Below are 23915 nucleotides of genomic sequence, written 5' to 3' on the forward strand. Positions count from 1 at the left end.
ATCGCGCTGGCGTGGCGATGCGTGGCAGAGCGCGCGGATCAGGACGTCCTGCCCCATGCGCGGTCCCGGCGGGCCGACCGAAAGGATGCTCGGACGGTCGTAGCCGGCAGCGCCACCGTGACCCGCACGGGATCGGCGCAGAGGTGCTGGTGCGTCTGCCGCGTGTAGGGATGGGGACGGCACTCTCTGCCGCCAGAGAGTGGTTCACCGGCGGCTGCGCGAGAAGACCCCGGGCGCGAGCCCGCTCGCGTCTCCGCCCTACGCGGCCACGGCGTCACGCTCTTCGAAGCAGCGAAACAGCCAGCCGGGAACCTCTGCTCTGCTCGCCGCCTGCCACGGGCTCGCCATGCTGCGTGTCGGCAATAGCATCGCCTCGCGCGACCTGCACTCGGCACTTCTCGACGCCTACCAACTCGCACGCCAGATCTGGTCGCATGAGGTGTGCGCAGAGCAAAGGTCTCCGCGCGCGGCGACATCTCAAGGCGTGAAACCTGACGCAATGCGGAGGCGGAGTGCCGCCCGGCTTGGTCTTTTCTTCCCCCCATTCTGCTTGATCCGGATGGCGAGGAGCCCGGCCGCTCCTTTGCGGAACTGGGTCGACAGCGAGCTCCTGAAGCCGTGGATTGACAGCCTTCGCGACCTCCCTGCCCTCGCTCGGAGTCGCACGTGCACCAACCAATTGATAGGAGCCCCGGGCAAACCGAGGCGAGCCCAGTTCGTCGGGCTGTCGTCGGGCAATTGTCGCGACGTCGCAAGGCGTTCCGCCCAACCTCTCGTTCGTCGGGGCCGACATCCGAGGAAGACGGAAGTCGATATTGCCCATTCGGAACGAAGCGCTGGCAGAGAGATGAAAGCCAAGCGATGGAACGGTTGACACCCGCAGGTCGCTCTTCGACCCGCGGGGTTCAGGTCACCGCTGGATCACGCCCTCCTTGGCACGGATCTCGGACCCGTCGCTGAACCGGTGCAGCCTGAACGGTTCCGGATCGACAACCGGGGTTGTGCCAGTGATGAGGTCCGCCGCAAGCCGCCCCGCGCCGGTTCCCAGACCGAAACCATGCCCCGAGAATCCCGAAGACACGAACAGCCCGGGGATTCCGTTGCGGACACCTTCCGTGCTCGAGATGACAGGAACGATGTCGGGCAAGACGTCGATATAGCCGGCCCATTTCTGGGCCACCGTGGCATTGCGGAACGGGGCATAGGCAGACTTCACCACCTCCAGGGCGTGATCTATCCGAGCCTCGTCAGGCACGGGGTCGAGAACCCGCATCCGCTCGAAGGGGCTCTCTTCGACCCCAGACCATCGCCGCGGCGTGCGCAATGCCTCGAAGAATGCGGGCCCGATGCCGAGGCTCACGTTGCGCCACTCGTTCCTGAGTGTCGGCAGGAAATCCTTGAAGAGCCGGAAGCTGTCGGGGGTCAACTGGTAGCGGCTCGGCATGGCCGAGGCGATCGTGTAACCGCCATCTGTACGTCGCCGCATGGTGAATTCGCGAAACTTCAGCGTTCCCTCGGGCCCATCCGGGACCGGATCGGTCCGTAGCACATTGCCCTTGGTGCGCAACTGCGGCAGCTCGATTCCCATGTTGCCCAGGAACAGCCGCGACCAGACCCCGCCCGCCACGAGGACCGCCGAACAGGAGATGCGTCCCTTTTCCGTCACCACGCCCGAGACCCTGCCCGCCGCGGTTTCGACGACCCGCACGGCGCAATCTTGGTGAACGCTGCCTCCGCGCGCCTGCACCGCCCGCGCGATGGCCGGAACCGCCTTCTGCGGTTCGGCCCGGCCGTCGTACGGATTGTACAAGGCGCCCTTGATGTCGAGCGACAGGCCGGGGAACTGCGCGAGCGCCTCCTCGCGGCTGAGCAATCGTGCGGGGATCTGGTACTGTTGCAGCTCCTCGAGCGCTTGGCGTTCGCCCTCGAGCGCCGCCTCGGTAGCCGCGGTATAGGTGACCCCGCAGCGGACGTAGCCGGTGTCGCCACCGATGCGCGCGTCCATGCCCTGCCAGAGGCGCTGCGACTCCACCATCAGCGGCAACTCCCGGGTGTCGCGATGCGTCAGGCGCACCCATCCCCAGTTGCGGCTCGACTGCTCGCCGGCGATGTGGCCCTTTTCGCAGACCGCCACGGTCAGGCCCTTGTCGACGAGTTCAAGGGCGGCGGTGACACCGGCGATGCCGCCGCCGATGATCACCACGTCTGCGTGCTTTGGCAGCGCCGCGCTGTTTTCTACCGGATCCGGCTTCGGTCCAGGCATTGGTCTGCTCCTTGTTTCGGCACCGCATCGGATGCCGTTGGTCTTGGTTTCATGCGTGCGGAGGAAGCGGGGCTTTCTGGCGGCGGGCTCGCAGGTTGTCGCGCAGCCGATAGCCACGCAGCGCCACCTGCGGCGCGACGTTCATGTAGAGCGGCTGCCTGCTCAGCGGTTCGAGGCGCAGGTCGAGGTCCTGCTCGCGCACGCCCATCGCCCAGTCCGACAGGATGCCGCCGATCATCGAGCCCGTAGGTACCCCCCGCCCGGACAGGCCGGTCATCGCGACCACGCCCGGAGCCAGGCCGTAGAGCCGCGGCACCGTGCGGCGCTGCATGTCGAGCTCGCCGAACCAGAAGAAGTCCCAGTTGAGCTTTTCGCGAAGCCCCGGGTGCAGCCATTTCAGCCGCTCGGACAGCACCTGCCGCGTGTAGGCCGGGTCCCGTCCGCGCGCGCCCATGGGGAACATCGAGGCGACGATGCGGTTCTCGCGGTTGTACTTGTAGACGTAGATGTCGCCGCGCCCGTCCTGGATCGTGGTGCGTTGCGGCAGCACGGCCGCCTGGCTCTCCTCGGATAGCGGCTGCGTGGCGGCGACGAAGACCCGCATGATGCGGAAGGTCTCTTCGAGCTTTGGCCAGCCCGCGACGGTGTAGGCGCCGGTGGTGTAGATCACCTTCTCCGCCTTCACCGCCCCTTGTGCGGTCTCGACCCGCCACGTGCCATCCTGGCGCCGACAGCCAGACACACCAGAGCCGGTGAAGATGCGACCGCCCTCGGAGAGCACAGCTCGCCCCAATCCGCGCGCATAGCCGAGCGCATTGAGGCCTCCGGCCTCTTCGTGCAGCCAGCCGCCGTAGAACCGGCTCGAGCCGGTGACCGCCTGAACCTCGTCGCGGTCCAGCATCCGCGTGCGTGCGCCCACGGCGTTGTAGCTCTGCATTTGCCCGCGCAACGTCTCAAGATGCGACGGAAAGAGCGCGCCCTGCACGTAGCCGTTCTGCTCCCATTCGCAATCGATGCCATAGCGCCGGACCATCTCGCCGACCTTGTCGTTGGCGCGGGTCTGGCGCTGGATCAGCCGCTCGGCCCAGGGCGCGCCGAGCACCTTGCGCAGCTCCGGCAGGCTGTAGTGGGTGAAGGTCGGCGTGCAATGACCGGCATTGCGGCCCGAGCCGCCAAAGCCGATCTCCTCGCGTTCGAGCACCACGACCGACACCCCCTGCCGCGCCAGCTCGAGCGCCGTGGTCAGCCCCGAATAGCCCGCTCCGACAACGCAGACATCGGCCGAGACCTCGCCCTGCAGCACCGAGGTGTCAGGGCCCTCAGGCGCGGTGGCGTACCAGAGCGTATCGGTGAACTCGGAGAAGCGGCGCGCCATGTCAGTGCCCCTGCGTACGGCTGTCGAAGGCGTCGCGCAGCCCGTCACCGATGAAGTTGAAGCCGGTCACCGCGATGGTGATTGCAAGGCCGGGCACGATCGCCAGCCAAGGCGCAGACGCGAGGTACTGCTGCGCGCCGTTGAGCATGTTGCCCCAGCTCGGCAGCGGCGGCTGGATCCCGTAGCCGAGGAAGCTGATGTAGGCTTCCAGCAGGATGGCGCGGGCGACGGTCAGCGTGGCGGCGACGATGATCGGGCCGATGGCGTTGGGCAGAAGCTCGCGGAACATGATCCAGCGCTTCGACAGGCCCAGCATGTGCGCCGCCTGCACGAAGTCCTGGTTGCGCAGGGACTTCACCTCCGCCTCGACGATACGCGCCACTTCCATCCAGCTGGTGGCCGAGATGATCAGCGCGATCATCACCGGACCGGGCTGGATGAAGGCGGCCAGAGCCAGCAGCAGGAACACCGACGGAAACGACAGGAAAGCATCGACGATCCGCATGAGCACCGCGCTGACCTTGCCGCCATAGTAGCCCGACACCACCCCCACGACCGACCCGATGCCGGTGGCGATGATCATCACGGCAAAACCAACGGCCATCGAGATCTGCCCGGCGTGGAACAGCCGCGCGGCGATGTCCCGGCCCAGCGGGTCGGTGCCGAAGATATGCGCCCCGGTGCCCGGCGGCGCAAAGCGCGCGCGCAGGTCGATGTAGAGCTCGTCATAGGGCAGCAGATGCGGGCCGATGAAACAGGCAGCGGTTAGCGTCAGCACCATCACCAGGCCGATCAGCGCCAGCCTGTGGTTGAGGAAACGGCGCAGGGCTCGGGATTTCAGAAAGGGGCGGCGCGCGGCGGGATCGGTTGTGGCTGCGGTCATGATTGGAACCCTTTCTTCAATCGAGACGGATGCGCGGATCGATCAGCGCGACGATCAGGTCGGCGGCGAGGTTGCCGATCAGAACCAGCAGCGCCGAGGCCATCAGCAGCCCCATCACCACCGGGTAGTCCGAGTAGCCGAGGCTATCGAGAAACAGCCGGCCCATGCCGGGCCAGGTGAAGACGGTCTCGGTCACCAGCGCACCGCCCAGCACCATGGGAAGTTGCAGGCCGGCGAGCGTGATCATCGGCACCAGCGAGTTGCCGACCACATGCTTGAGCAGCACCCGGCGGCGGGTGAGACCCTTGGCGCGGGCGGTGCGGACGAAATCCTGGTTGATCACGTTGAGGGTGGAGGTGCGCATGTAGCGGCTCCAGATCGCCACATCCACCAGCGCCAGCACCACGGCAGGCATGATCAGGTGCCGCAGGTAATCGAGCACCGATCCGTCCCCCACCGTGTACATGTTGCCCGCCGGCAGCCAGCCGAGGCTGAGCGAGAAGACGTAGATGGCGATAAGGCCGAACCAGAAGGTCGGGATCGACAGCGCGATCATCGCCAGCACGGTCATCGTGTAGTCGAAGGTGGAGCCCCGCTTCAGCGCACTGAAGATGCCGATGGTGCTGCCAAGGCTGACCGAGATCACCGTCGCGGTGCCCATCAGCAGCAGCGTGGCGAAGAGATGGCTGCCGATCACGTGCAGCACCGGCTGCCCGTCGCGGTAGGAGGTGCCCCAGTCACCGACGACAAGATGCGAGAACCAATCGAGATATTGCACCGGCAAGGGCCGGTCGAGCCCCATCTGCGAAGCAATCTTGTCGATCTGCTCCTGCGTCATTCCCGGGCTCAGCGCGAATTGCGACAGCGGTCCGCCGGGGGCAAGGTTGAGCACGGCGAAACCGATGAACGAGACGATCAGAAGCAGAAGCAGGCTCTGGCCGAGCCGGGAAGCGAGGTAGCGCAGCATGCCGGGTGCCCTTTATGTGCGTTGAGTATTGAAGCCGTGGCACCGCTGGCGGCGGCTCTCGGCATCGAGAGAGGGAGCGCGCGGCGATGCCCCGCCGCGCGCCAGGTCAGGCCTCCGGCCTCAGCCGCGCTTCCAGTCGCGCACGTTCCACGTGTCGATGCGGTTGTTGACGTTCGGCGCAGGGCCGGTCACGTCGTCCTTCCAGCCCTTGATGACCGCGTATTGGAACACCGGCAGGAACGGCAGGTCCTCGCGGATGACCGCCTGCATTTCCTCGTAGATGGCCTTGCGTTCTTCGGGCACGAAGCTCGAGGCCCCCTTGACCAGCAGCTCGTCGACCTTGGGGTTCTGGTAGGCGAAGGTGTTCTGCCCCGCGCCGCCCAGGGTCGGCGACATGGTGGACATGAAGTAGTCCGAGGTGTCGGGGTCGGCGCCGGCCAGCGTATTGAGGCCAACGACCACCGAGTCGAACTCGGAATTCATCCAGTAGTCGCCCCACATGACGGCGGGCGGGAAGTTCTTGATCTCCATCTTCACGCCGATCTCGGCGAAGGTCTGCTGGATGAACTGCTGCGCTTGCTCTCGCAGGTGGTTGCCCGCGGTGGTCGAGTTGGAGAACTCGAGCCGGACGCCATCCTTTTCGCGGATGCCGTCCGAGCCCGGCACCCAGCCCGCCTCGTCGAGCAGCGCCTTGGCTTTCTCGAGGTCGAACTCATGCTTGGGCAGGCTGTCGTTGTAGTAGTAGGACTGCTGCGGCATGTAGGTCTCGGTCGGGGTCGGCACGCCGTAGTAGAGCGCGTCGATGATCGAGGTCTTGTCGAGCGCGGCATAGAGCGCCTTGCGGACCGCCAGGTCCTGGAACTGCGGACGGGTCATGTTCAGACCGATCGACTCGAAGGTCGCGGTCCCGGCAACAGTCACCACCTTGCCTGCCAGCGTCTCGGCCTCGGCGAGGTGATCAGGCGTGATGTACTGCAGGCCGATGACGTCGATGTCGCCGGATTTGAACTGCGTGTACATGACGTTGAGATCGGGCACGTACTTGATGATCAGGGTCTTCAGGAACGGGCCGTCCATGTGATAGTCGGCGTTGGCCTCGAGCTCGATGTGATCCCCGGCCATGCGGTTCTTGAACTTGAACGGCCCGGTGCCGATCGGCGCGTTGTTGAACGGCGCGCTGTTCTTGTCCTCGACGCCCTCGAAGGCGTGCTTGGGGATGATGTAGGTAGAGGCGAGGATTGCCGCCATCGGCGCGAAGGGCTCGCTCATCTCCCAGGTCAGCTCGGTGTCCGACACGACGGTGATGTTGCGCATGAACTTGTAGCCGGTCGAACGGAACGAGCGGAAATCGGGGTCCATGGTCAGCTCGAGCGAGAATTTGACATCCTCGGCGGTGAACGGCGTGCCGTCGTGCCAGGTGACGCCTTCCTTCAGCTTCAACGTCCAGCTCAGGCCGTCCTCGGAAATACCGCCGTTGGCGACGGTCGGCACTTCGGCGGCGAGGATCGGGAAGAATTCGCCGTCGGGATCAAAGTCGAACAGCGTGTCGAAGACCGCGTAGTATACACCCTCGTCCACCTCGATGTGCGGCATGAGCGGGTTGAACACAGTCGGTTCCTGCGAGAAGGCGAGCACCAGCTGGCCGGTCGCGTCGGCATTGGCTGCGAAGGCGCGGTCGCGGCCGATCATCGACGGGCCGATCAGGCCCGCTGCCCCCATCAGGGTCAGCGCCGAGCGGCGGTTGAGATGACCTGTTTTCTTCTTGTCTGTCATGATGTCGTTCCCTGTTGTCTCGCAAGGGTGAGGAAGGACGGCGCGCGCTTGCGATTCACGCGCCAGACTGCGCCCTGCCCGGCTTGCCGGGCAGGAACGGATCAGAAGCCGCTGATAATCTCGATCTTCGAGCCATCGGCAAAACGGCCGAAACGGAACGGTGTGGGGTCGACGACCGGGGCACGGCCGGAGACCAGGTCAGCTGCCAGGCGACCGGCGGCAGGGCCGATGCCGAAGCCATGTCCGGAGAACCCCGTGGCGATATAGAAACCGGGGACCGCATCGATCGGCGAAATCACCGGGATCGCATCGGGTGTGACATCGATGGCTCCCGCCCAGCGTTGCGCGATCTCCGCCTTTTCGAAGACCGGGTAGGCCTTGCGCAGGGCGTCGAGCGCCTTGTCCTGCAGCGAGAAGGCAGGCTTGGGATCAAGCACGCGGCAGTATTCGAAGGGGCTCGCCTCATCCAGCGACCAGCGGTTCGGGATCCGGGCCTCGTCGTAGAAGCGGCCACCGAAGCGCAGGAGCAGCGATTTCCATTCGGCGCCGAGCGCGGGGAGGAAGTCGCGCATGTAGCGGAAGCTGTCCGGCACGATATCGACGATGTTCCGGAACCCGTCGGCGATCGTGTAGCCACCATCCTGGCGCTTGCGGATCGAGAAGCCTTCGGTCCAGAGCGCGCTCTCGGGACCGCCCTCGAGCGGCTTCGTGCGGATCACCGAGTTCTTCACCTTCAGCTGCGGCAGGCGCAGCCCGGTGTTTCGGGCAAACAGGCTCGACCAGGCGCCCCCGGCAAGCACGACCTGCTCGCAGGCAATCGTGCCGCGCTCGGTCACTACGCCGCAGACCTGCCCGGCCTTGGTCTCGATCCCCCGCACTGCGCATTCGGTCAGCACATGCGCGCCGCGATCACGGGCGGCTTCGGCGATTGCAGGAGCCGCGCGCTGCGGCTCGGCCCGGCCGTCGGCTGCGGTGTAGAGCGCGCCCGCTGCGCCAAGCCGTGAGTCCGGAAACAGCGTTTCGAGTTCCGATGCCGTCACCATGCGGCTCTCGACCTGATAGTCCCGCAGGTTGTCGAGCCACTTCTCGTGCTGCGCGTATTCCTTCTCCGTCGCGCAGGCAAAAGCGATGCCACTGCGCGTGTAGCCAAGATCACGTCCAGTCCGCTCGGCCAGAGTCGGCCAGATGCGCAGCGCTTCGGCCATCAGCGGGATCTCTCGCGGATCGCGCCGGGTGATGCGCACCCAGCCCCAGTTGCGGCTCGACTGCTCGTGCCCGATCCCGCCCTTTTCGCAGAGCGCAACCTTCATGCCGCGGTCGGCCAGTTCGAAGGCGGTGGACGCACCGATGATGCCCCCGCCGATCACAACAACATCCACCTTTTCCGGCAGCTCGGCATCACCATGGAACGGAACGACAAAAGGACCGGGCATTTCAGTAGGACTCCTCGAGTTGGCAGTTCACGCAGAATTCGGCCACGCTGGCCTCATTGGGCAGGTCGATCAGCAAGTTGATCACCCGCGCCAGGTCTTCGGGCTGCGTCAACGCTTCCGCCGGCCGGTCGGTGAGCCCCGCCGCCATGTCGGTGGCGACAAAACCGGGACAGACGGCGACGGCCCGGATCCCACGATCAAACCCGGCATGTCTCAAGGCGTGCGCCAGCCCCACGACGGCGAACTTCGAAACGGCGTAGGACCCCGAGCCGGGCGATTTCACCCGCTTGCCCGAGAGCGACCCGAGCAGCACCACCCTGCCCCGCCCCGAAGCCGCCAGCGGCTCCCAGCAGGATGCGGCGAGCCGCCGGGGGGCCTGGACGTTGATCTCGAGCAGCTGCGCCATCTCGGCATCGCTGATCTCGACCGCGGTCTTCGGAATCATCACGCCGGCGTTGGCGATCAGCGCATCGATCCTGCCGAAACGCGCCATGACCTCATCGGCCCAGCCCACGGCGCACTCGGGGTCGGACGCCTCGTAGGCAAAGCAATGCACACGTTGCGGAGCCGACGCCGCCCAATCCGGCATTTGCGGCCGCCGCATGCCCAGCGACACGCTCCAGCCTGCATCGAACAAGGTCTTTGCCACGGCTGCGCCGATCCCGCGGCCGGCGCCTGAGATCAGCGCCACACGTCCGGAAGTCAGTCCCATTTTGCCCTCATCTTAAGATATGCGCGCTTGAGCATGCGCATGAATTGCTCGCGGTCCTCCGGCTCGATGAAGTCGAAGAACTCCGTTTCCTGCTGGCGAATGATCTCGCGTACTTCCTGCGACAGCGCGTGACCGCGTTCGGTGATAAACAGGGCCTGGGCCCGCAGATCGTCGGAGGCGGCCTCGCGGCGGATCACGCCGGAGGCGACCATCCGGTCGATGATCCGACCGGTGGCCGGACGGTCGCGCATCAGCACCTCGGCGATCTGCGACGGGCGGATGCCGGGGTAGTCATCGACCAGCAGCAGCGTGGTGATCTTGCCTTTGCCTTTGGCGATCTCGAGGTGCGCCATCCGCCTGTCGAGATCGCGCGAGACAACCGCGTCCATCGATCGGATGTACCAGCTGAAGGCTCCTTCGAGGACGTCGATCTTGAGGCCGCAGATCTCGACTATCGGATCGTCCTGCGGTGCGCCGGGGGAAGTCATGGGAGCAAAAAACCTGTCCGTGTCATATTTCTTTCATGACACCCGAACAGTTGCCCCTGAGGCAAGCAAAAGGTTGTAATTCACAATTAGATAGTTGTGAAAAGCAATCAATGCACAAAAAATGAACGCACTCAGCCTGCGACGTTCGATACGAAATTCAAGCAGCGCGGGAGGGGTCGAGGCCCTGCCGCACGCCGGCTAGGCCCGCGCAATCTATGCGACTCGGACTCCGGAGCATGTCCGGAAAGAAAAGGGGCGACAGATGCCGCCCCTCTTGAGAACTCAATACGTTGGCACGGTCAGGCAGCGGCAGCACCGGGAATCGCATCGACCAGCGAGCGGGTGTAAGAATGCTGCGGCGCGTGGAAGATCTGCGACGGCGGACCGTATTCCACCATCTTGCCGCGGTGCATCACGAGGATCTCGTCGCTGATCTGGCTGGCGACGCGCAGATCGTGGGTGATGAAGATCATCGCTAGCTTGCGTTCGCGCCGAATCCTGTCGAGCAGTTCCAGCACCTGCGCCTGGATCGACACGTCGAGCGCAGAGACCGCTTCATCCGCCACGATCACCTCGGGATCGAACATCAGCGCCCGGGCGATGCCCACGCGCTGGCGCTGTCCGCCGGAGAACTCATGCGGGTAGCGGTCAAAGGCCGACGGATCCAGCCCCACCTGCGCAAGCAGGTCCTCGGCCTTGCGCCGGGCATCGTGCCGGGTCAGCAGGCTGTGTGAAATCGGCCCCACGGTCATCGCCTGCCCGATGGTGAAGCGCGGATTGAGCGAGGCATAGGGATCCTGAAAGATCATCTGGATCCGCGGACGCAGCGCGCGGAAGTTCTCTTCGTCCAGCGCCAGCGTGTTCTCGCCCTGAAAGCGGATCTCGCCGCTGTCGGCAGAGATCAGTTTCATCAGCACCTTGCCCATCGAGGATTTGCCGGAGCCGGACTCGCCGACAATGCCGATGGTTTCGCCCTTGTGCAGGGTGAAGCTGATGTCATCGACGGCCTTGACCTCGCGCATCCGGCCCAGAAAGCCGCTGCGGGTGCGGTAGGTCTTGTGCAGCCCCCTGACCTCCAACGCCACGGGGCGCTTGGTCTCGCGCTGGCGGTCCGCCTCGCGCATCTTCGGCACTGCCGCGATGAGCTTCCGGGTATAGGGGTGCTGCGGCGCATCGAGCACCGCCCGCGCATCGCCCTGCTCCACCAGCAGCCCTTTTTCCATGACAATCACCCGATCCGCGATCTCGGCCACGACGCCGAAATCATGGGTGATGAACATCACCGACATGCCCTTGCGTTGCTGAATACGGCTGATCAGCTCAAGGATCTGCGCCTGCGTGGTCACATCCAGCGCGGTGGTCGGCTCATCCGCGATAAGAACATCGGGATCGAGCGCCAGCGCCATGGCGATCATCACCCGCTGCCGCTGGCCGCCGGAAAGCCGGAAGGGGTACTGGTGCTGGATCAGCGCCGGATCGGGCAGCCCCACCTCGGTCAGCATCTCGACGACGCGCGCGGCGCGGCTCTCCGGGGCCCCGACGGCATGCGCATCGAGCACTTCGCGGATCTGATCGCCGATGGTCATCAGCGGGTTCAGCGCCGAGAGCGGATCCTGGAAGATGATCGACACCGCCCTGCCCCGCAGCTTGCGCAATTCGGACTCTGGAAGCGTCAGCAACGCCCGGCCCTTGAAGTCGATATTGCCGGAGGACACCGACATCACCTCGGGCAGAAGCCCCATGATGGTGTTGGCGGTCACCGACTTTCCCGAGCCGGATTCGCCGATGATGCAGAGAATTTCGCCCGGCATCAGGTCGAAGCTGATATCCTGCACGGCGAAAGGACGGTCGTGATTTCCCGGAAGTGCGACGGATAGCTCGCGCACCGACAGGACGGGCGCGACGCCCGCATCGAAGGTCTTCATAGGTTTTCTCATCGTTTGTTGTTATTTTGCCCCTCCACTAAAGGCAGGAAGGGGCTGTCTGGCAACAACAGACACCTTCGGGCGCAGCGCTTCTGCGCATTCATTTGGCATCCCGGCTCGAAGTGCCGAAAGCTGCGGCACCCCGGAGGGATGCGACGCCGCACAGCGCGCCCGCCGCAACCAAAGCCGGGCCACACCGGAGAGCTCAGCGTCGCGACGCGCTCACGGGCCGCCAGTTGCTCGCGGAACGCCTGCCTCTGCCGTCCCTCGTCGGTACCGACCATGCGGATGCCGAAGGTTTTGAGGGCGTCACGGATGTGACCTTCGTGGTCCTTGCGCAACCGGATGAACCTCTCGCGGGCACCGACAAGGCACCGCATCCGGTCGGCCTCTTCGCTGCGGATATGCACCGCAGTAAACCGGCCAGTTCGGGCGAGCTACGCCAACCCGTCGGCATCGGCGGCGTCGGAGTTGTTGAGCCGGGCCGAGAGGTTCCTGTGCGCCTTGCGCACATCGATACAGGTGGCCGGGAGTCCGAGCCGGGTCATTCCGCGCTGCAGCCAAATCGGCAAGTTCCCACTCGCATGCACGATCCGGCGCGGCACGCGCGAGCGGTTTCGAAACCAGCCCGCCACACCCTCGGGATCGGACGGGCAAGCACCGCGCGTGATCGTCTTGCCATCACGGTCCACAACGCAAATCGAATTCCCTTTAAGCGAAACTTCCAGACCCGTATGGTGTTCCATAGGTTGTTTTCCTCACGGCTTTAGCCCATGAGGCCAACATACCGGACCTCGTTCGTCCCCGGGGGTGTGATGACCGCCGCATTCACACCCTGTCTTGCAAGGGCCATAGGCTGCTGGCGCGTCGCTCAACCAGCAGAGATCCGAAATTGCCGCGCTGATCTCGCGCGAAGAGCCATCCCGCTCCGGCACAGTCAACGGGTCCCGAACCTGACCGGGAAGGATGACGTAGCATACCGTTTACGTAAACCTGTTGACGCATTCGTAATGCGTCGATACCAAAGGCTACGGACTTCAGAAATCCGATCGTTTTTTAGGGAGGAGCGATCAATGTCTGAATGCGTGAAGCATTCCGCTATTGTGGCGGCAGGGGCGCTCTGTGCGTTCTTGCCATGGACGAACGAGGCCCATGCGGCCGGTTTCCAGTTACGTGAAATGAGCGCCGAAGGCGTCGGCTCGGCCTTTTCCGGTGCGACCGCCAAGGCGACGGATCTTTCGACGATTTACACCAACCCCGCTGGCATGATGCGCATCGAGGGAACAGGGGCGCAGTTCGATCTGAACTATGTTGTCCCGACCATTCGCTTCTCGGGCGAGGCCGGGATCGGCGCCTCGCAGTATTCGGGCGGCAGCGGCGGTGACGCCGGCGAGAACAAGCTCGTTCCGGCCTTCTACGGTCTCATCGATCTCACCCCGACGATCAAGGCGGGGCTGTCGCTGACCGTGCCCTTCGGCCTGGCCACGCAATACGACGACGACTGGAAGGGCCGCTATTTCGCCATCGAGAGCGAGATCGAGAACATCGTCCTGACGCCGAGCATCGCCTGGCAGGCGACCGAGCAGCTCTCGCTCGGGGCCGGGATCCAGATCGGCCATGCCGACGCGACGCTGTCGAACGCGCTCAATCTCTCGCTCTACAGTCTCCCGGACGGCAAATCGGAGCTGACCGGCGATGGTTTCGGCTACGGCTTCACCCTGGGCATGCTCTACGAGGTCTCTCCGACGACGCGCGTGGGCCTGAGCTACCGCTCCCAGGCACACTACACGCTCGAAGGCACCGCCAAGTTCACCGGGGTACCGGGAAGGGGCAGCGTGGATGCCGAGGCAGAGGTCACGATGCCCGATGTCGTGTCCATCGGCGCCTATCACGAGATCAACCCGCAATGGACGGTGATGGGAGACGTCTCCTGGACCAACTGGTCGACCTTTGAAGAACTGCGGGTGAAATTCGACGACGGTTCGGCCGACAGCGTGACCGAAGAGAACTGGCACGATTCCTGGTTCGTCTCGCTGGGCGCGGACTACAAGCCGCGCGAGAACCACACGATCCATTTCGGCATCGCCTTCGACCAGAGCCCGGTGCCAGAGGACTACCGGACCGCACGGATCCCGGATGCCGACCGTTACTGGGCGTCGCTCGGCTATAGCTACGAGTTCGCGCCGGACCGGAGCATCAACTTCGGCTACACGCATATCTTCTTCGACGAGGCCGACATCGAGGAAACCACCTCCTCCGGGACCCTCAAGGGCACCTACGAAGGCCATGCCGATATCCTGAGTGCCAGCCTGACCTACCGGTTCTGATCTATCTGCCGGGCCTTGCGCACGCACTTCACATGCGATGCGCGACGCCCGGCCGACACCGGCCGCCCCGAAGACAAGTGACCTGTCTTGGTTCCCGAGACAGACCTGCAGCCTGCGTTCCCAGAGCGCCGGACCAGCCGTCCTATACCCGGAGCCCTTGCTCATGTGTCCAAATGACATCGCGCCTGACACCCTGATGCCGCATCTGGAGACAGAGAGCGCGCCCGCTCTCTCGCCGACCAGCCTGCCGCCTGCATACACCCGGCCCATCCCGGCGCTGCTCGATGAGGCCGTGCGCCTGCACGGCGACCGCCCGGCGATGCACTTTCTCGGGCGCCGCTACACCTACCGCGAGCTCGGCACCCTCGTCGACCGCGCGGCAGCCGGATTTGCCAGACAGGGCGTCACCAAGGGCGTCCGCGTCGGGCTATGCCTTCCGAACGTGCCCGCCTTCGTCATCTGCTATTTCGCCGCACTGAAGGCCGGTGGGACGGTGGTGAACTTCAACCCGCTCTATGCCCCGCGAGAGTTGCAGCACCAGGTCGAGGACTCGGGCATCTCGCTCATGGTGACCACCGATCTGGCCGCGATCTACCCGAAAGTGGCGGCGCAATTGGGGCACGGCAATCTGAAACGGCTGGTCGTCTGCCCCATGGCCGAGATGCTGCCGCCGCTCAAGGGGCTGCTCTTCCCGCTGCTGAAGCGCCGGGACCTCGCCCGCGTGCCCCGCGACGCGCGCCACATCCCGTTCCGCCAGCTGATCCGGACCGCGGGGGAGGTGCCCTCTGCCCCGATCGACCCGATGACCGATCTAGCCTCCCTGCAATACACCGGCGGCACAACAGGGCTCTCCAAGGGCGCGATGCTGACCCATGCCAATATCGTCGCCAATGCCGAGCAGATCTTCCAGCGGCTCCCCGATCCCGAGATCGGCGGCGAGCGGGTGCTTGCGGTGCTGCCTCTGTTCCATGTCTTCGGCATGACGGTGGCGATGAACCTCGCCGTCCGCATCGCCGCAGAGATCATCCTGGTGCCGCGCTTCGATATCGCGGGAATGATCAAGGTGATCGAGCGCCAGAAGCCAACGCTGTTTCCCGGCGTTCCGACCCTCTACACGGCGATCAATCGTGCGCTCGAGGAGCGCCCTGCCGACCTGTCTTCGCTGCGCTGCTGCATCTCCGGCGGCGCACCGCTGCCCGGCGAGGTCCGCCGGCGGTTCGAAGCCCTCAGCGGCTGTCGCCTCAGCGAGGGCTATGGCCTGTCCGAAAGCTCGCCGGTCGTCTGCTGCAACCCCTTCGATGGTAGCGCGCGAGACGGGTCAATCGGCACGCCGCTGGCAAACACGCATGTGGAGTTCCGCGATCTCACGGATCCGACCCGGGTCTGCGAACCGCATGAAAACGGCGAGCTCTGCGTGCGCGGACCGCAGGTCATGCAGGGCTACTGGAGCCGCCCCGACGAAACCTCCGAGACCTTCATTGACGGCGCGCTGCGTACCGGGGATGTCGGATATGTCGACGAGGACGGTTTCTGTTTCATCGTCGACCGGATCAAGGACATGATCCTGTGCAGCGGCTACAACGTCTATCCCCGGGTCATCGAGGAGGCGCTCTACCAGCATCCGGCGGTGGCCGAGGCGGTGGTGATCGGCGTGCCAGATGCGTATCGCGGCAGCGCGCCCAAGGCCTTCGTGGTGCTCAAGACGCCGCTCGACGCACCCGAGGATGCGCTGCATGGCTTCCTCAAGGAGTATCTCTCGCCGATCGAGATGCCCAAGCAGATCCAGATTTGCGAGAGCCTGCCCAAGACCTCGGTCGGCAAGCTGTCGAAAAAGGACCTCGTGGAAGGCGAACGGTTGCGGGCCGAAGCCGCCCAATCTGCGGGCACGGATGCTTCATGAGCTGCGTAAACGTCATTCCGTGCACGGAAGGCTCTGTTCGTGGCCCTCGCGCTGGTGCTAGTCTTTTCCGTGGGTTGCAGACACCGGTTACACCCGACCCCAAGTTGCGACAGGTCTCAAATGGACAAGCTCTTCTCGATCTCGGACCTTTCGAAAGAGCTTGGCGTGACTCCGCGTACCATTCGCTTCTACGAGGAACAGGGGCTCGTGCTGCCGCAGCGCGTCGGCACCAACCGCGTCTACACATCCCGGGATCGCGGTCGCCTGATCCTGATCCTGCGCGGCAAGCGGCTCGGCTTCACGCTGAAGGACATCCGGGAGTACCTCGACCTCTACGACGCCGATCCGACGCAGCGCGAGCAGATCGATGCGCTTCTGGTCAAGGTGCGTCAGCGCATCCACGAGCTAGACGAGCAATTCGAGACGCTGCGTGTGACGCTCAAGGAGCTCCGCGAGATCGAGCAGATGTCGCTCGACGCGCTGGAGCGCCACGAAAACGCTGCCGCGCGCACCGCGTCGCGGACCTCCTGACGCCAACCGGAACCCCCAGGGTTCCGTCTCATCACATTCCACATGCAACTCCGGAGAGTTACCGATGACACGTGTCGTTGTCGCGGGCTACATGCGCTCGCCCTTTACCCTTGCCCGCAAAGGCGCCCTGGCCAAGGTCCGGCCCGACGATCTGGCCGCGCAAGTGGTCCGCGCGCTGGTCGAGCGCTCGGGCATCGAGCCCGAGGCGATCGAGGATCTGCTGCTCGGCTGCGCCTTCCCCGAGGGGGAACAGGGTCTGAACCTCGCCCGTCTCGTCGGGCTGATGAGCGGGCTGCCGCAATCGGTGGGCGCCGCCACCATCAACCGCTTCTGCGGCTCGTCGATGACCTCGGTCCACGTGGCGGCCGGCTCGATTGCCATGGGTGCCGGTGAGGCCTTCGTCTGCGCCGGGGTCGAGAACATGAGCCGGGTGCCGATGATGGGCTTCAACCCGATGCCGCATCCCGAGTTCGCCCGCAGCCACCCCGAGGCCTACATGGGCATGGGCGAGACGGCAGAGAACGTGGCCCGGCGCTGGCAGATCACCCGCGCGGAGCAGGAAGAATTCGCCCTGCGCTCGCAGGAGAAGGCCGCCGCCGCGCTGCAGAAGGGCCTGTTCGCCGACGAGGTCGTACCGATCACCGGCCGGGACGGTGTTGTCGAGACCGACGGCTGCCTGCGCCCGGAAACAACGCTGGAGGCTCTGGCCGAGCTCAAGCCCGCCTTCGACGCGCAGGGCGTGGTGACCGCCGGCACCTCCTCGCCGCTGACCGACGGCTGCGCGGCGGTGCTTGTCTGCTCGGAAGCCTATGCCGAGAAGGCCGGGCTGCCGATCCTCGCCTACGTGAAATCCGTGGCGGTGAAAGGCTGCGCGCCCGACGTCATGGGGATCGGCCCGGTTGCCGCCACCCGCGCCGCGCTGGACCGCGCTGCGATTTCGGCGGGCGATCTCGACGTGATCGAGTTGAACGAGGCCTTTGCCTCCCAGTCCATCGCCTGCATCCGCGATCTCGATCTCGACCCGGCACGGGTCAACCTCGACGGCGGCGCCATCGCGCTCGGCCATCCGCTCGGTGCCACCGGCGCGCGGATCGTCGGCAAGGCGGCGAGCCTGCTGAAACGCGAGGGCGGACGCTACGCGCTGGCCACCCAGTGCATCGGTGGCGGTCAGGGCATCGCCACCATTCTGGAGGCCGCGTGATGGCCGGCATCGAAAAAGTCGCCGTCATCGGCGCCGGCGTCATGGGTGCCGCGATTGCGGCCCATGTCGCCAATTCCGGCACCAAGGTGCTGCTGCTCGACATCGTGCCCGAGGGCGCAGCGAACCGGAACGCGCTCGCGGATGGCGCGCTGGCCCGGATGCAGAAAGCCGACCCCGCCCCCTTCATGGGCCGCAAGGCGGCGCGGTTGATGGAGACCGGGAATCTCGAGGATGATCTGGAGCGCCTCGCCGAGGCCGACTGGATCATCGAGGCGGTGATCGAGCGGCTCGACATCAAGCAAGGCCTATATCGCAGAATCGAGGGCGCCCGGAAGCCGGGCAGCATCGTCTCGTCCAACACCTCGACCATCCCGCTGGCGACGCTGGTGGGCGGGCTTTCCGAGAGCTTTGCGCAGGACTTCCTGATCACGCACTTCTTCAACCCGCCCCGCTACATGCGGCTGATGGAACTGGTCACCGGTGCCGCGACCCGCGCAGAGGCCGCCGAAGTGATCACCGACTTCGCCGACAAGCGCCTCGGCAAGACGGTCATCCGGGCGAAAGACACGCCCAGCTTCATCGGCAACCGACTTGGCGTCTACTGGCTGCAGAAAGCGGTGATCGAGGCCGCCGAGCGCGGCATCCCGGTCGAGCAGGCCGACGCGCTGATCGGCAAGCCCTTCGGCATTCCGAAGACCGGTGTCTTCGGGCTGCTCGATCTGGTCGGGCTCGACCTCATGCCCCACGTGAACGCGAGCCTCGCCGCCGCGCTGCCGCAGAGCGACGCCTTCCACACCGCAAACCGTCCGCTGCCGATCGTGCAGAAGATGATCTCCGAGGGTTACACCGGCCGCAAGGGCAAGGGTGGCTTCTACCGTCTGAACCGCGAGGGCGGGCAGAAGGTGAAAGAGGCGGTCGACCTGTCGAGCGGGCACTACGCCAAAGCCCGCAAACCCCGGTCCGACGCGATGGACGAGGCTGGGCGCAGCCCGCGCGCGCTCATGGCGCATGACAGCGCCGAGGGCCGCTATGCCGCCGACGTCATGGGCGCGACGCTGCGCTATGCCGCCGAACTGGCCGGGGAAGTCGCGGACAGCATCGCCGACATCGACGAGGCCATGTGCCTCGGCTATGGCTGGAAGGACGGCCCCTTCGCGCTCATGGACAAGATCGGCCCGGACTGGCTGGCGGAGCGGCTCGAGGCCGAGGGCGAGACGGTGCCGCCGATCCTCGACCTCGCCCGCGGGCGCAGCTTCTACCGCGTCGAGGCGGGCAAGCTCGAGCAGCTTGGCCTCGACGGTGCCTACCATCCGGTGACCCGCCCCGAGGGTGTGCTGCTGCTCTCCGACATCAAGTGCGGCGCAAAGCCGGTGCTCAAGAACGGCTCCGCCGCGGTCTGGGACATCGGGGATGGCGTTCTTTGCTTCGAGTTCACCTCCAAGATGAATTCGATGGACGACCAGATCATGGCGCTCCTGGCGAAGACGCTGAAGCTGGTGGAGGCCGAGTACAAGGCGCTCGTCATTCATAACGAGGGCACCAACTTCTCGGTCGGCGCCAACCTCGGTCTTGCCTTCTTTGCCGCCAACATCGCGGCGTGGGACCAGATCGAGAGCCTTGTGTCCTTTGGTCAGAAGACCTTCCAGGATATGCGCAACGCCCCTTTCCCGGTGGTCGGCGCGCCCTCCGGCATGGCGCTTGGCGGTGGCTGCGAAGTACTGCTGCATTGCGACGCGGTGCAGGCCCATGCCGAGAGCTACATTGGCCTCGTCGAGGTCGGCGTGGGGCTGATCCCCGGCTGGGGCGGCTGCACCGAGATGCTGCACCGCTGGCAGAAGTTCGGCCGCCTGCCCAAGGGGCCGATGCCGGCACCCTCGAAGGTCTTCGAGATCCTCAGCACCGCGACAGTGGCGAAATCCGCCGCCGAGGCCAAGGAGCTGCTGTTCCTGCGCCCCGAGGACGGGATCACCATGAACCGCGCCCGGCTGCTGGCCGACGCCAAGGCGCGCGCGCTCGCGATGGTCGAGGGCTACATACCTCCCGAGGCGCGGGACTACACGCTGCCGGGGCCGTCCGGCCTCGTCGCCATGGAGATGGCGGTGCAGCAGTTCCGCAAGGTGGGCAAGGCCACCCCCTATGACGAGATCGTCTCGGGCGCGCTGGCCGAGGTGCTGTCGGGCGGCGACACCGATCCGATCGACACGCTCACCGAGGCGGACCTGCTGAAACTCGAGCGCGACCGGTTCTTCACGCTGGTCAAGCGACCCGGCACGCTCGACCGCATCGAGACCATGCTGATGACCGGCAAGCCGCTCCGGAACTGAACCCCGGCCTTGGGCCACAGACAAGAGGGACATCACGACGATGGCCGATTACACGCCCCCCCTGCGCGACATGCGCTTTGTCTACCACGAGCTGCTGGGCTGCGACGATCTGGCGGAGCTGCCCGGGTTCGAGGAGTTCACCGCCGACCTGATCGATCCGATCCTCGAAGAGGCCGGCAAGATCTGCGCCGAGGTGCTGCACCCGATCAACCGTTCCGGCGACGAGGAAGGCTGCCGGCTGGAGAACGGTGTCGTCCGCACCCCCGCCGGCTTCCCCGAGGCCTATCGCCAGTTCCGCGAAGGTGGCTGGACGGCGATCACCTGCGACCCGGAATATGGCGGACAGGGGTTGCCCGCCGCCGCCGACGTGCTGGTGACCGAGATGATCTGCTCGGCAAACCTGTCGTTCGGCATGTATCCCGGCCTGTCGCACGGTGCCTACCTTGCGCTGCACAGCCACGGCTCGGAGGAGCTGAAGCGGGCCTACCTGCCCAAGCTCGTCGACGGCACATGGTCGGGCACCATGTGCCTGACCGAGCCGCATTGCGGCACCGACCTGGGACTTCTGCGCACCAAGGCCGAGCCGCAGGACGATGGCAGCTTCCGCGTCACCGGCACCAAGATCTTCATCTCCGCCGGCGAGCATGACCTGACCGAGAACATCATCCACCTGGTGCTGGCGCGGCTCCCGGATGCCCCCAAGGGCTCGCGCGGGATCAGCCTCTTCGTCGTGCCGAAGTTCCTGCCCACCGCCGAGGGCACCCCGGGCGAGCGCAACGGCGTGATGTGCTCGAGCATCGAGCACAAGATGGGGATCAAGGCCTCCTCGACCTGCGTGATGAACTTCGACGAGGCGCAGGGCTGGCTGGTCGGTGCGCCGCACAAGGGGCTGCAGGCGATGTTCACCATGATGAACAACGAACGCCTCGCGGTCGGCGGGCAGGGGCTAGGGCTGGCCGAGGCCGCCTACCAGGGCTCGGTCGCCTATGCCCGCGAGCGTCTGCAGGGCCGGTCGCTGACCGGGACCAAGGCGCCCGACAAGCCCGCCGATCCGATCATCGTGCATCCCGATGTGCGCCGGATGCTGCTCTTGCAACGGGCCGCGACCGAGGGCTGCCGGGCGATGGCGGTCTGGGTGGCCAAGGAGCTCGACAAGCAAGAGCGCCACCCCGAGCCCGAAGTGCGCAAGGCGTCGGAGGATTTCGTGGCGCTGATGACCCCGATCGTGAAGGCGCTGTTCACCGACCTCGGCTTCGAGAACGCCAACCTCGGGATGCAGGTGCTGGGCGGGCACGGCTACATCCGCGAGCACGGCATGGAGCAATACGTCCGCGATGCGCGCATCACGCAGATCTACGAGGGCACGAACGGCATTCAGGCGCTCGACCTCGTGGGCCGCAAGCTGGGTGCGAACGGCGGGCGTTACCTGCGGCGGTTCTTCCACCCGGTGGCGGAGTACATCGAAGGCCACGCCGAAACACCCGAGATGGCGCCTTACATCGCGCCGCTGGCCAAGGCCTTCGGTCGCCTGCAGACCGCAACCGGCACCGTCGCCCAGCGGGGGCTTGCCAACCCGGACGAGGCCGGGGCCGCGGCGACCGACTATATGCGGCTCTTCGGCCTGACGGCGCTCGGCTATCTCTGGGCCCGCATGGCCGAGACCGCGATGGCCAAAAGCCGGGAAAGCGGCGATGCCGACGGCTTCTATGCCGCCAAGCAGGTCACGGCGCGGTTCTACATGGAGCGGGTCCTGCCGCAGACCGGCGCGCTGCTGTCGCAGATCATGGCCGGCGGCCAGACCCTCATGGCGCTGGACGAAGCAGCCTTCTGAAGGGGGAGCCGGACGCGGGAACCGAATGGCGAAAGCCTCGGTTCCCGCGTCTCGCGCAGCCGGCGCGCCGCTCACCGCGCGGCGCGCAGAAAACCGGAGCAGTGCCCTGCCCGAGGTGCCGGAAAGCGCCGGACGGGAACAGGTGGGACAAGGAGTGAACGGAATGGAAAATCTCGGCGGCAAGACACTCTTCATCAGCGGCGGCAGCCGCGGCATCGGCCGGGCCATCGCGCTGCGCGCCGCGCGTGACGGCGCCAACGTGGTGCTGGCGGCCAAGACCGTCACCCCGCACCCCAAGCTGCCCGGCACCATCGAGGATGCCGCGGCCGAGGTCGAGGCGCACGGCGGGCGCGCCCTGCCGCTCCAGCTCGACATCCGCGACGACGCGGCGGTGACCGAGGCCGTGCGCAAGGCCGAGGACCACTTCGGCGGTATCGACATCGTGGTCAACAATGCCAGCGCCATCTCCCTTACGCCGACCCCCGACACCGAGATGAAACGGTTCGACCTGATGATGCAGGTCAACATGCGCGGCACCTTCGCGGTCACCCGCGCCTGCTTGCCAGCGCTGAAGAAGGCCGCGAACCCGCATGTGCTGACGCTCTCGCCGCCGCCCTCGCTCGACCCGGCCTGGTACGGGCCGCATGTCGCCTACACGATCTCGAAGATGGGGATGAGCCTCTGCGTGCTCGGCTGGGCCGAGGAGTTCCGCAGCTTCGGCATCGCCGCCAACGCGCTTTGGCCCCGCACGGTCATCGACACCGCCGCGCTGGCCATGCTCGGCGGCGCGGTCCAGCCAAAGAACTGCCGCACGCCGCAGATCGTCGCCGATGCCGCCCATGCGATCCTGACCCGCCCCGCGAAAGACTGCAGTGGCAACTTCTTCATCGACGAGGAGGTGTTGCGCGCGCAGGGCGTCGAGGATTTCTCGGGCTATGCCGTCGACCCCTCCGAGCCGCTGCTGCCCGATCTCTTCGTCGCGTCAGACAGCTGACCGCATCACACGCTCGATTTCCGGGGACTGCCCATGATCAAACGCTTCACCTCTTTCGCCTGCCTCCTTGCGCTGGTCGCGACCCCTGCCCTCGCCGCGGATCCGGTGCTCGGCACCTGGCAGACCCAGCCGGGCGACGATGGCCACTTCGGCTTCGTCACCATCGCGCCCTGCGGCAGCAAGATCTGCGGCACACTGAGCCGCGCCTTCGGCGCGGACGGCTCGACGATCCCCTCCGACACGGTCGGGCGGCAGATCGTCTGGGACATGCAGCCCGAAGGCGCGGGGAAATACGACTCCGGCCGCATCTGGGCCCCCGACCGCGACAGGACGTACAACTCCAGGATGGAACTCACCGGCGACCGGCTGAAGGTTTATGGCTGTGTCTTCGGCATCTGCCGCGGGCAGACCTGGAGTCGCGTTGAGTAACGCCGGCACCTGCAAGACACGGGCGGAGTTCCCTGAGGGGCCAACCCCGGCTTTGGCGCCCGGGGGGCCATAGCTCAGGACTTGCGCGCCGCGTCGAGGCTCCACGTGCCTCCGCCCACCACCGCGAAGTAGAGGAACAGGAAGCAATAGAGGATCGCGGCATCGCCGCCGTTCACCGTGGGAAACAGGTTCTGCGGCGCGTGGAACATCCAATAGGCCACCGCCATCATGCCCGAGAGGACGAAGGCCACCGGCCGCGTGTAGAGCCCGACGAGCAGGAGCAGCCCGCCGAACAGCTCCAGAACACCCCCAAGGCCCATCAGCGAGAACAAGGGCGGCCGTTGCTCCGTCGGCGGGAACCCGAACAGCTTCTGCGCACCGTGCAGCAGGAAGATGAGTGACGAGACAATGCGCAGCACACTCAACATGGCCGCGCCCCAGCGGCCGGAAATCCCCTCGGACATGCTTGGGCTCCTTTCATCCGCGGACGTACGGGCGCGTCGCCCGGCGATCCACGGGGTTGAAACGTCGGATGCGATGATACCGCAGAACCGAGGTC

General features: G+C 65.9%; 20 protein-coding genes. 8 read left to right on the forward strand and 12 right to left on the reverse strand.

Annotated features, from left to right (window positions below; all coding sequences use genetic code 11):
• Positions 1–910: 910 nt before the first annotated feature.
• The 11 genes from BM397_RS11740 to BM397_RS11790 form a co-directional block, all read right to left on the reverse strand.
• Positions 911–2263: an NAD(P)/FAD-dependent oxidoreductase gene (locus BM397_RS11740; protein WP_092424165.1), complete on the reverse strand. Its 1353-nt coding sequence runs from the start codon at positions 2261–2263 to the stop codon at positions 911–913.
• Between the two features lie 49 nt (positions 2264–2312).
• Positions 2313–3638: an NAD(P)/FAD-dependent oxidoreductase gene (locus BM397_RS11745; RefSeq protein ID WP_092424167.1), complete on the reverse strand. Its 1326-nt coding sequence runs from the start codon at positions 3636–3638 to the stop codon at positions 2313–2315.
• 1 nt (position 3639) lies between these two features.
• The gene (locus BM397_RS11750; RefSeq protein ID WP_092424169.1) at positions 3640–4521 is read right to left on the reverse strand and encodes an ABC transporter permease; all 882 of its coding nucleotides are present in this window, start codon (positions 4519–4521) and stop codon (positions 3640–3642) included.
• A gap of 16 nt (positions 4522–4537) precedes the next feature.
• Positions 4538–5488: an ABC transporter permease gene (locus BM397_RS11755; RefSeq protein WP_092424171.1), complete on the reverse strand. Its 951-nt coding sequence runs from the start codon at positions 5486–5488 to the stop codon at positions 4538–4540.
• Between the two features lie 120 nt (positions 5489–5608).
• Positions 5609–7261 carry a peptide ABC transporter substrate-binding protein gene (locus tag BM397_RS11760; protein WP_092424173.1) on the reverse strand — a complete coding sequence of 551 codons (1653 nt, stop codon included), beginning with the start codon at positions 7259–7261 and terminating at the stop codon, positions 5609–5611.
• A gap of 101 nt (positions 7262–7362) precedes the next feature.
• Positions 7363–8694 (reverse strand): NAD(P)/FAD-dependent oxidoreductase, encoded by a 1332-nt coding sequence (locus tag BM397_RS11765; protein ID WP_092424175.1) that lies wholly within the window; start codon positions 8692–8694, stop codon positions 7363–7365.
• 1 nt (position 8695) lies between these two features.
• The gene (locus BM397_RS11770) at positions 8696–9406 is read right to left on the reverse strand and encodes an SDR family NAD(P)-dependent oxidoreductase (RefSeq protein ID WP_092424177.1); all 711 of its coding nucleotides are present in this window, start codon (positions 9404–9406) and stop codon (positions 8696–8698) included.
• On the reverse strand, positions 9397–9894 hold the full coding sequence (locus BM397_RS11775; RefSeq protein ID WP_092424179.1) for a MarR family winged helix-turn-helix transcriptional regulator: 498 nt from the start codon (positions 9892–9894) through the stop codon (positions 9397–9399). Before BM397_RS11775 ends, BM397_RS11770 begins: the two co-directional genes overlap by 10 nt.
• Before the next feature lie 299 nt (positions 9895–10193).
• On the reverse strand, positions 10194–11819 hold the full coding sequence (locus BM397_RS11780; protein WP_092424181.1) for an ABC transporter ATP-binding protein: 1626 nt from the start codon (positions 11817–11819) through the stop codon (positions 10194–10196).
• Positions 11820–11827: 8 nt separating this feature from the next.
• Positions 11828–12229: a hypothetical protein gene (locus BM397_RS11785; RefSeq protein WP_143015365.1), complete on the reverse strand. Its 402-nt coding sequence runs from the start codon at positions 12227–12229 to the stop codon at positions 11828–11830.
• A gap of 27 nt (positions 12230–12256) precedes the next feature.
• Positions 12257–12565, reverse strand: a complete 309-nt coding sequence (locus tag BM397_RS11790) for a hypothetical protein (protein WP_092424185.1) — start codon at positions 12563–12565, stop codon at positions 12257–12259.
• A 327-nt stretch (positions 12566–12892) separates the two neighbouring features.
• On the opposite strand from BM397_RS11790, the gene BM397_RS11795 reads away from it, so the two are divergent.
• The 8 genes from BM397_RS11795 to BM397_RS11830 all read left to right on the forward strand — a co-directional run bounded on the left by BM397_RS11795 (position 12893) and on the right by BM397_RS11830 (position 23356).
• On the forward strand, positions 12893–14146 hold the full coding sequence (locus tag BM397_RS11795) for an OmpP1/FadL family transporter (protein WP_092424187.1): 1254 nt from the start codon (positions 12893–12895) through the stop codon (positions 14144–14146).
• A 163-nt stretch (positions 14147–14309) separates the two neighbouring features.
• A complete protein-coding gene (locus BM397_RS11800) occupies positions 14310–16046 on the forward strand; it encodes a long-chain-fatty-acid--CoA ligase (protein WP_218124875.1) in 1737 nt (578 codons plus the stop codon).
• 120 nt (positions 16047–16166) lie between these two features.
• The gene (locus tag BM397_RS11805; RefSeq protein WP_092424189.1) at positions 16167–16577 is read left to right on the forward strand and encodes a MerR family transcriptional regulator; all 411 of its coding nucleotides are present in this window, start codon (positions 16167–16169) and stop codon (positions 16575–16577) included.
• A gap of 64 nt (positions 16578–16641) precedes the next feature.
• Positions 16642–17778 carry a thiolase family protein gene (locus BM397_RS11810; RefSeq protein ID WP_092424191.1) on the forward strand — a complete coding sequence of 379 codons (1137 nt, stop codon included), beginning with the start codon at positions 16642–16644 and terminating at the stop codon, positions 17776–17778.
• Positions 17778–20102: a 3-hydroxyacyl-CoA dehydrogenase/enoyl-CoA hydratase family protein gene (locus BM397_RS11815; protein ID WP_092424193.1), complete on the forward strand. Its 2325-nt coding sequence runs from the start codon at positions 17778–17780 to the stop codon at positions 20100–20102. Before BM397_RS11810 ends, BM397_RS11815 begins: the two co-directional genes overlap by 1 nt.
• Before the next feature lie 40 nt (positions 20103–20142).
• On the forward strand, positions 20143–21933 hold the full coding sequence (locus tag BM397_RS11820; RefSeq protein ID WP_092424195.1) for an acyl-CoA dehydrogenase C-terminal domain-containing protein: 1791 nt from the start codon (positions 20143–20145) through the stop codon (positions 21931–21933).
• 163 nt (positions 21934–22096) lie between these two features.
• Positions 22097–22927 carry an SDR family oxidoreductase gene (locus tag BM397_RS11825; RefSeq protein ID WP_092424198.1) on the forward strand — a complete coding sequence of 277 codons (831 nt, stop codon included), beginning with the start codon at positions 22097–22099 and terminating at the stop codon, positions 22925–22927.
• Positions 22928–22960: 33 nt separating this feature from the next.
• The gene (locus BM397_RS11830) at positions 22961–23356 is read left to right on the forward strand and encodes a DUF2147 domain-containing protein (protein ID WP_092424200.1); all 396 of its coding nucleotides are present in this window, start codon (positions 22961–22963) and stop codon (positions 23354–23356) included.
• 74 nt (positions 23357–23430) lie between these two features.
• Here BM397_RS11830 and BM397_RS11835 read toward each other — a convergent pair whose 3' ends face one another.
• Positions 23431–23820, reverse strand: coding sequence for a DoxX family protein (locus BM397_RS11835; protein WP_092424202.1), 390 nt, complete (start codon positions 23818–23820; stop codon positions 23431–23433).
• Between the last annotated feature and the right edge of the window lie 95 nt (positions 23821–23915).

It is taken from the genome of Alloyangia pacifica (genome assembly GCF_900116195.1).
Lineage (GTDB): Bacteria > Pseudomonadota > Alphaproteobacteria > Rhodobacterales > Rhodobacteraceae > Salipiger > Salipiger pacificus.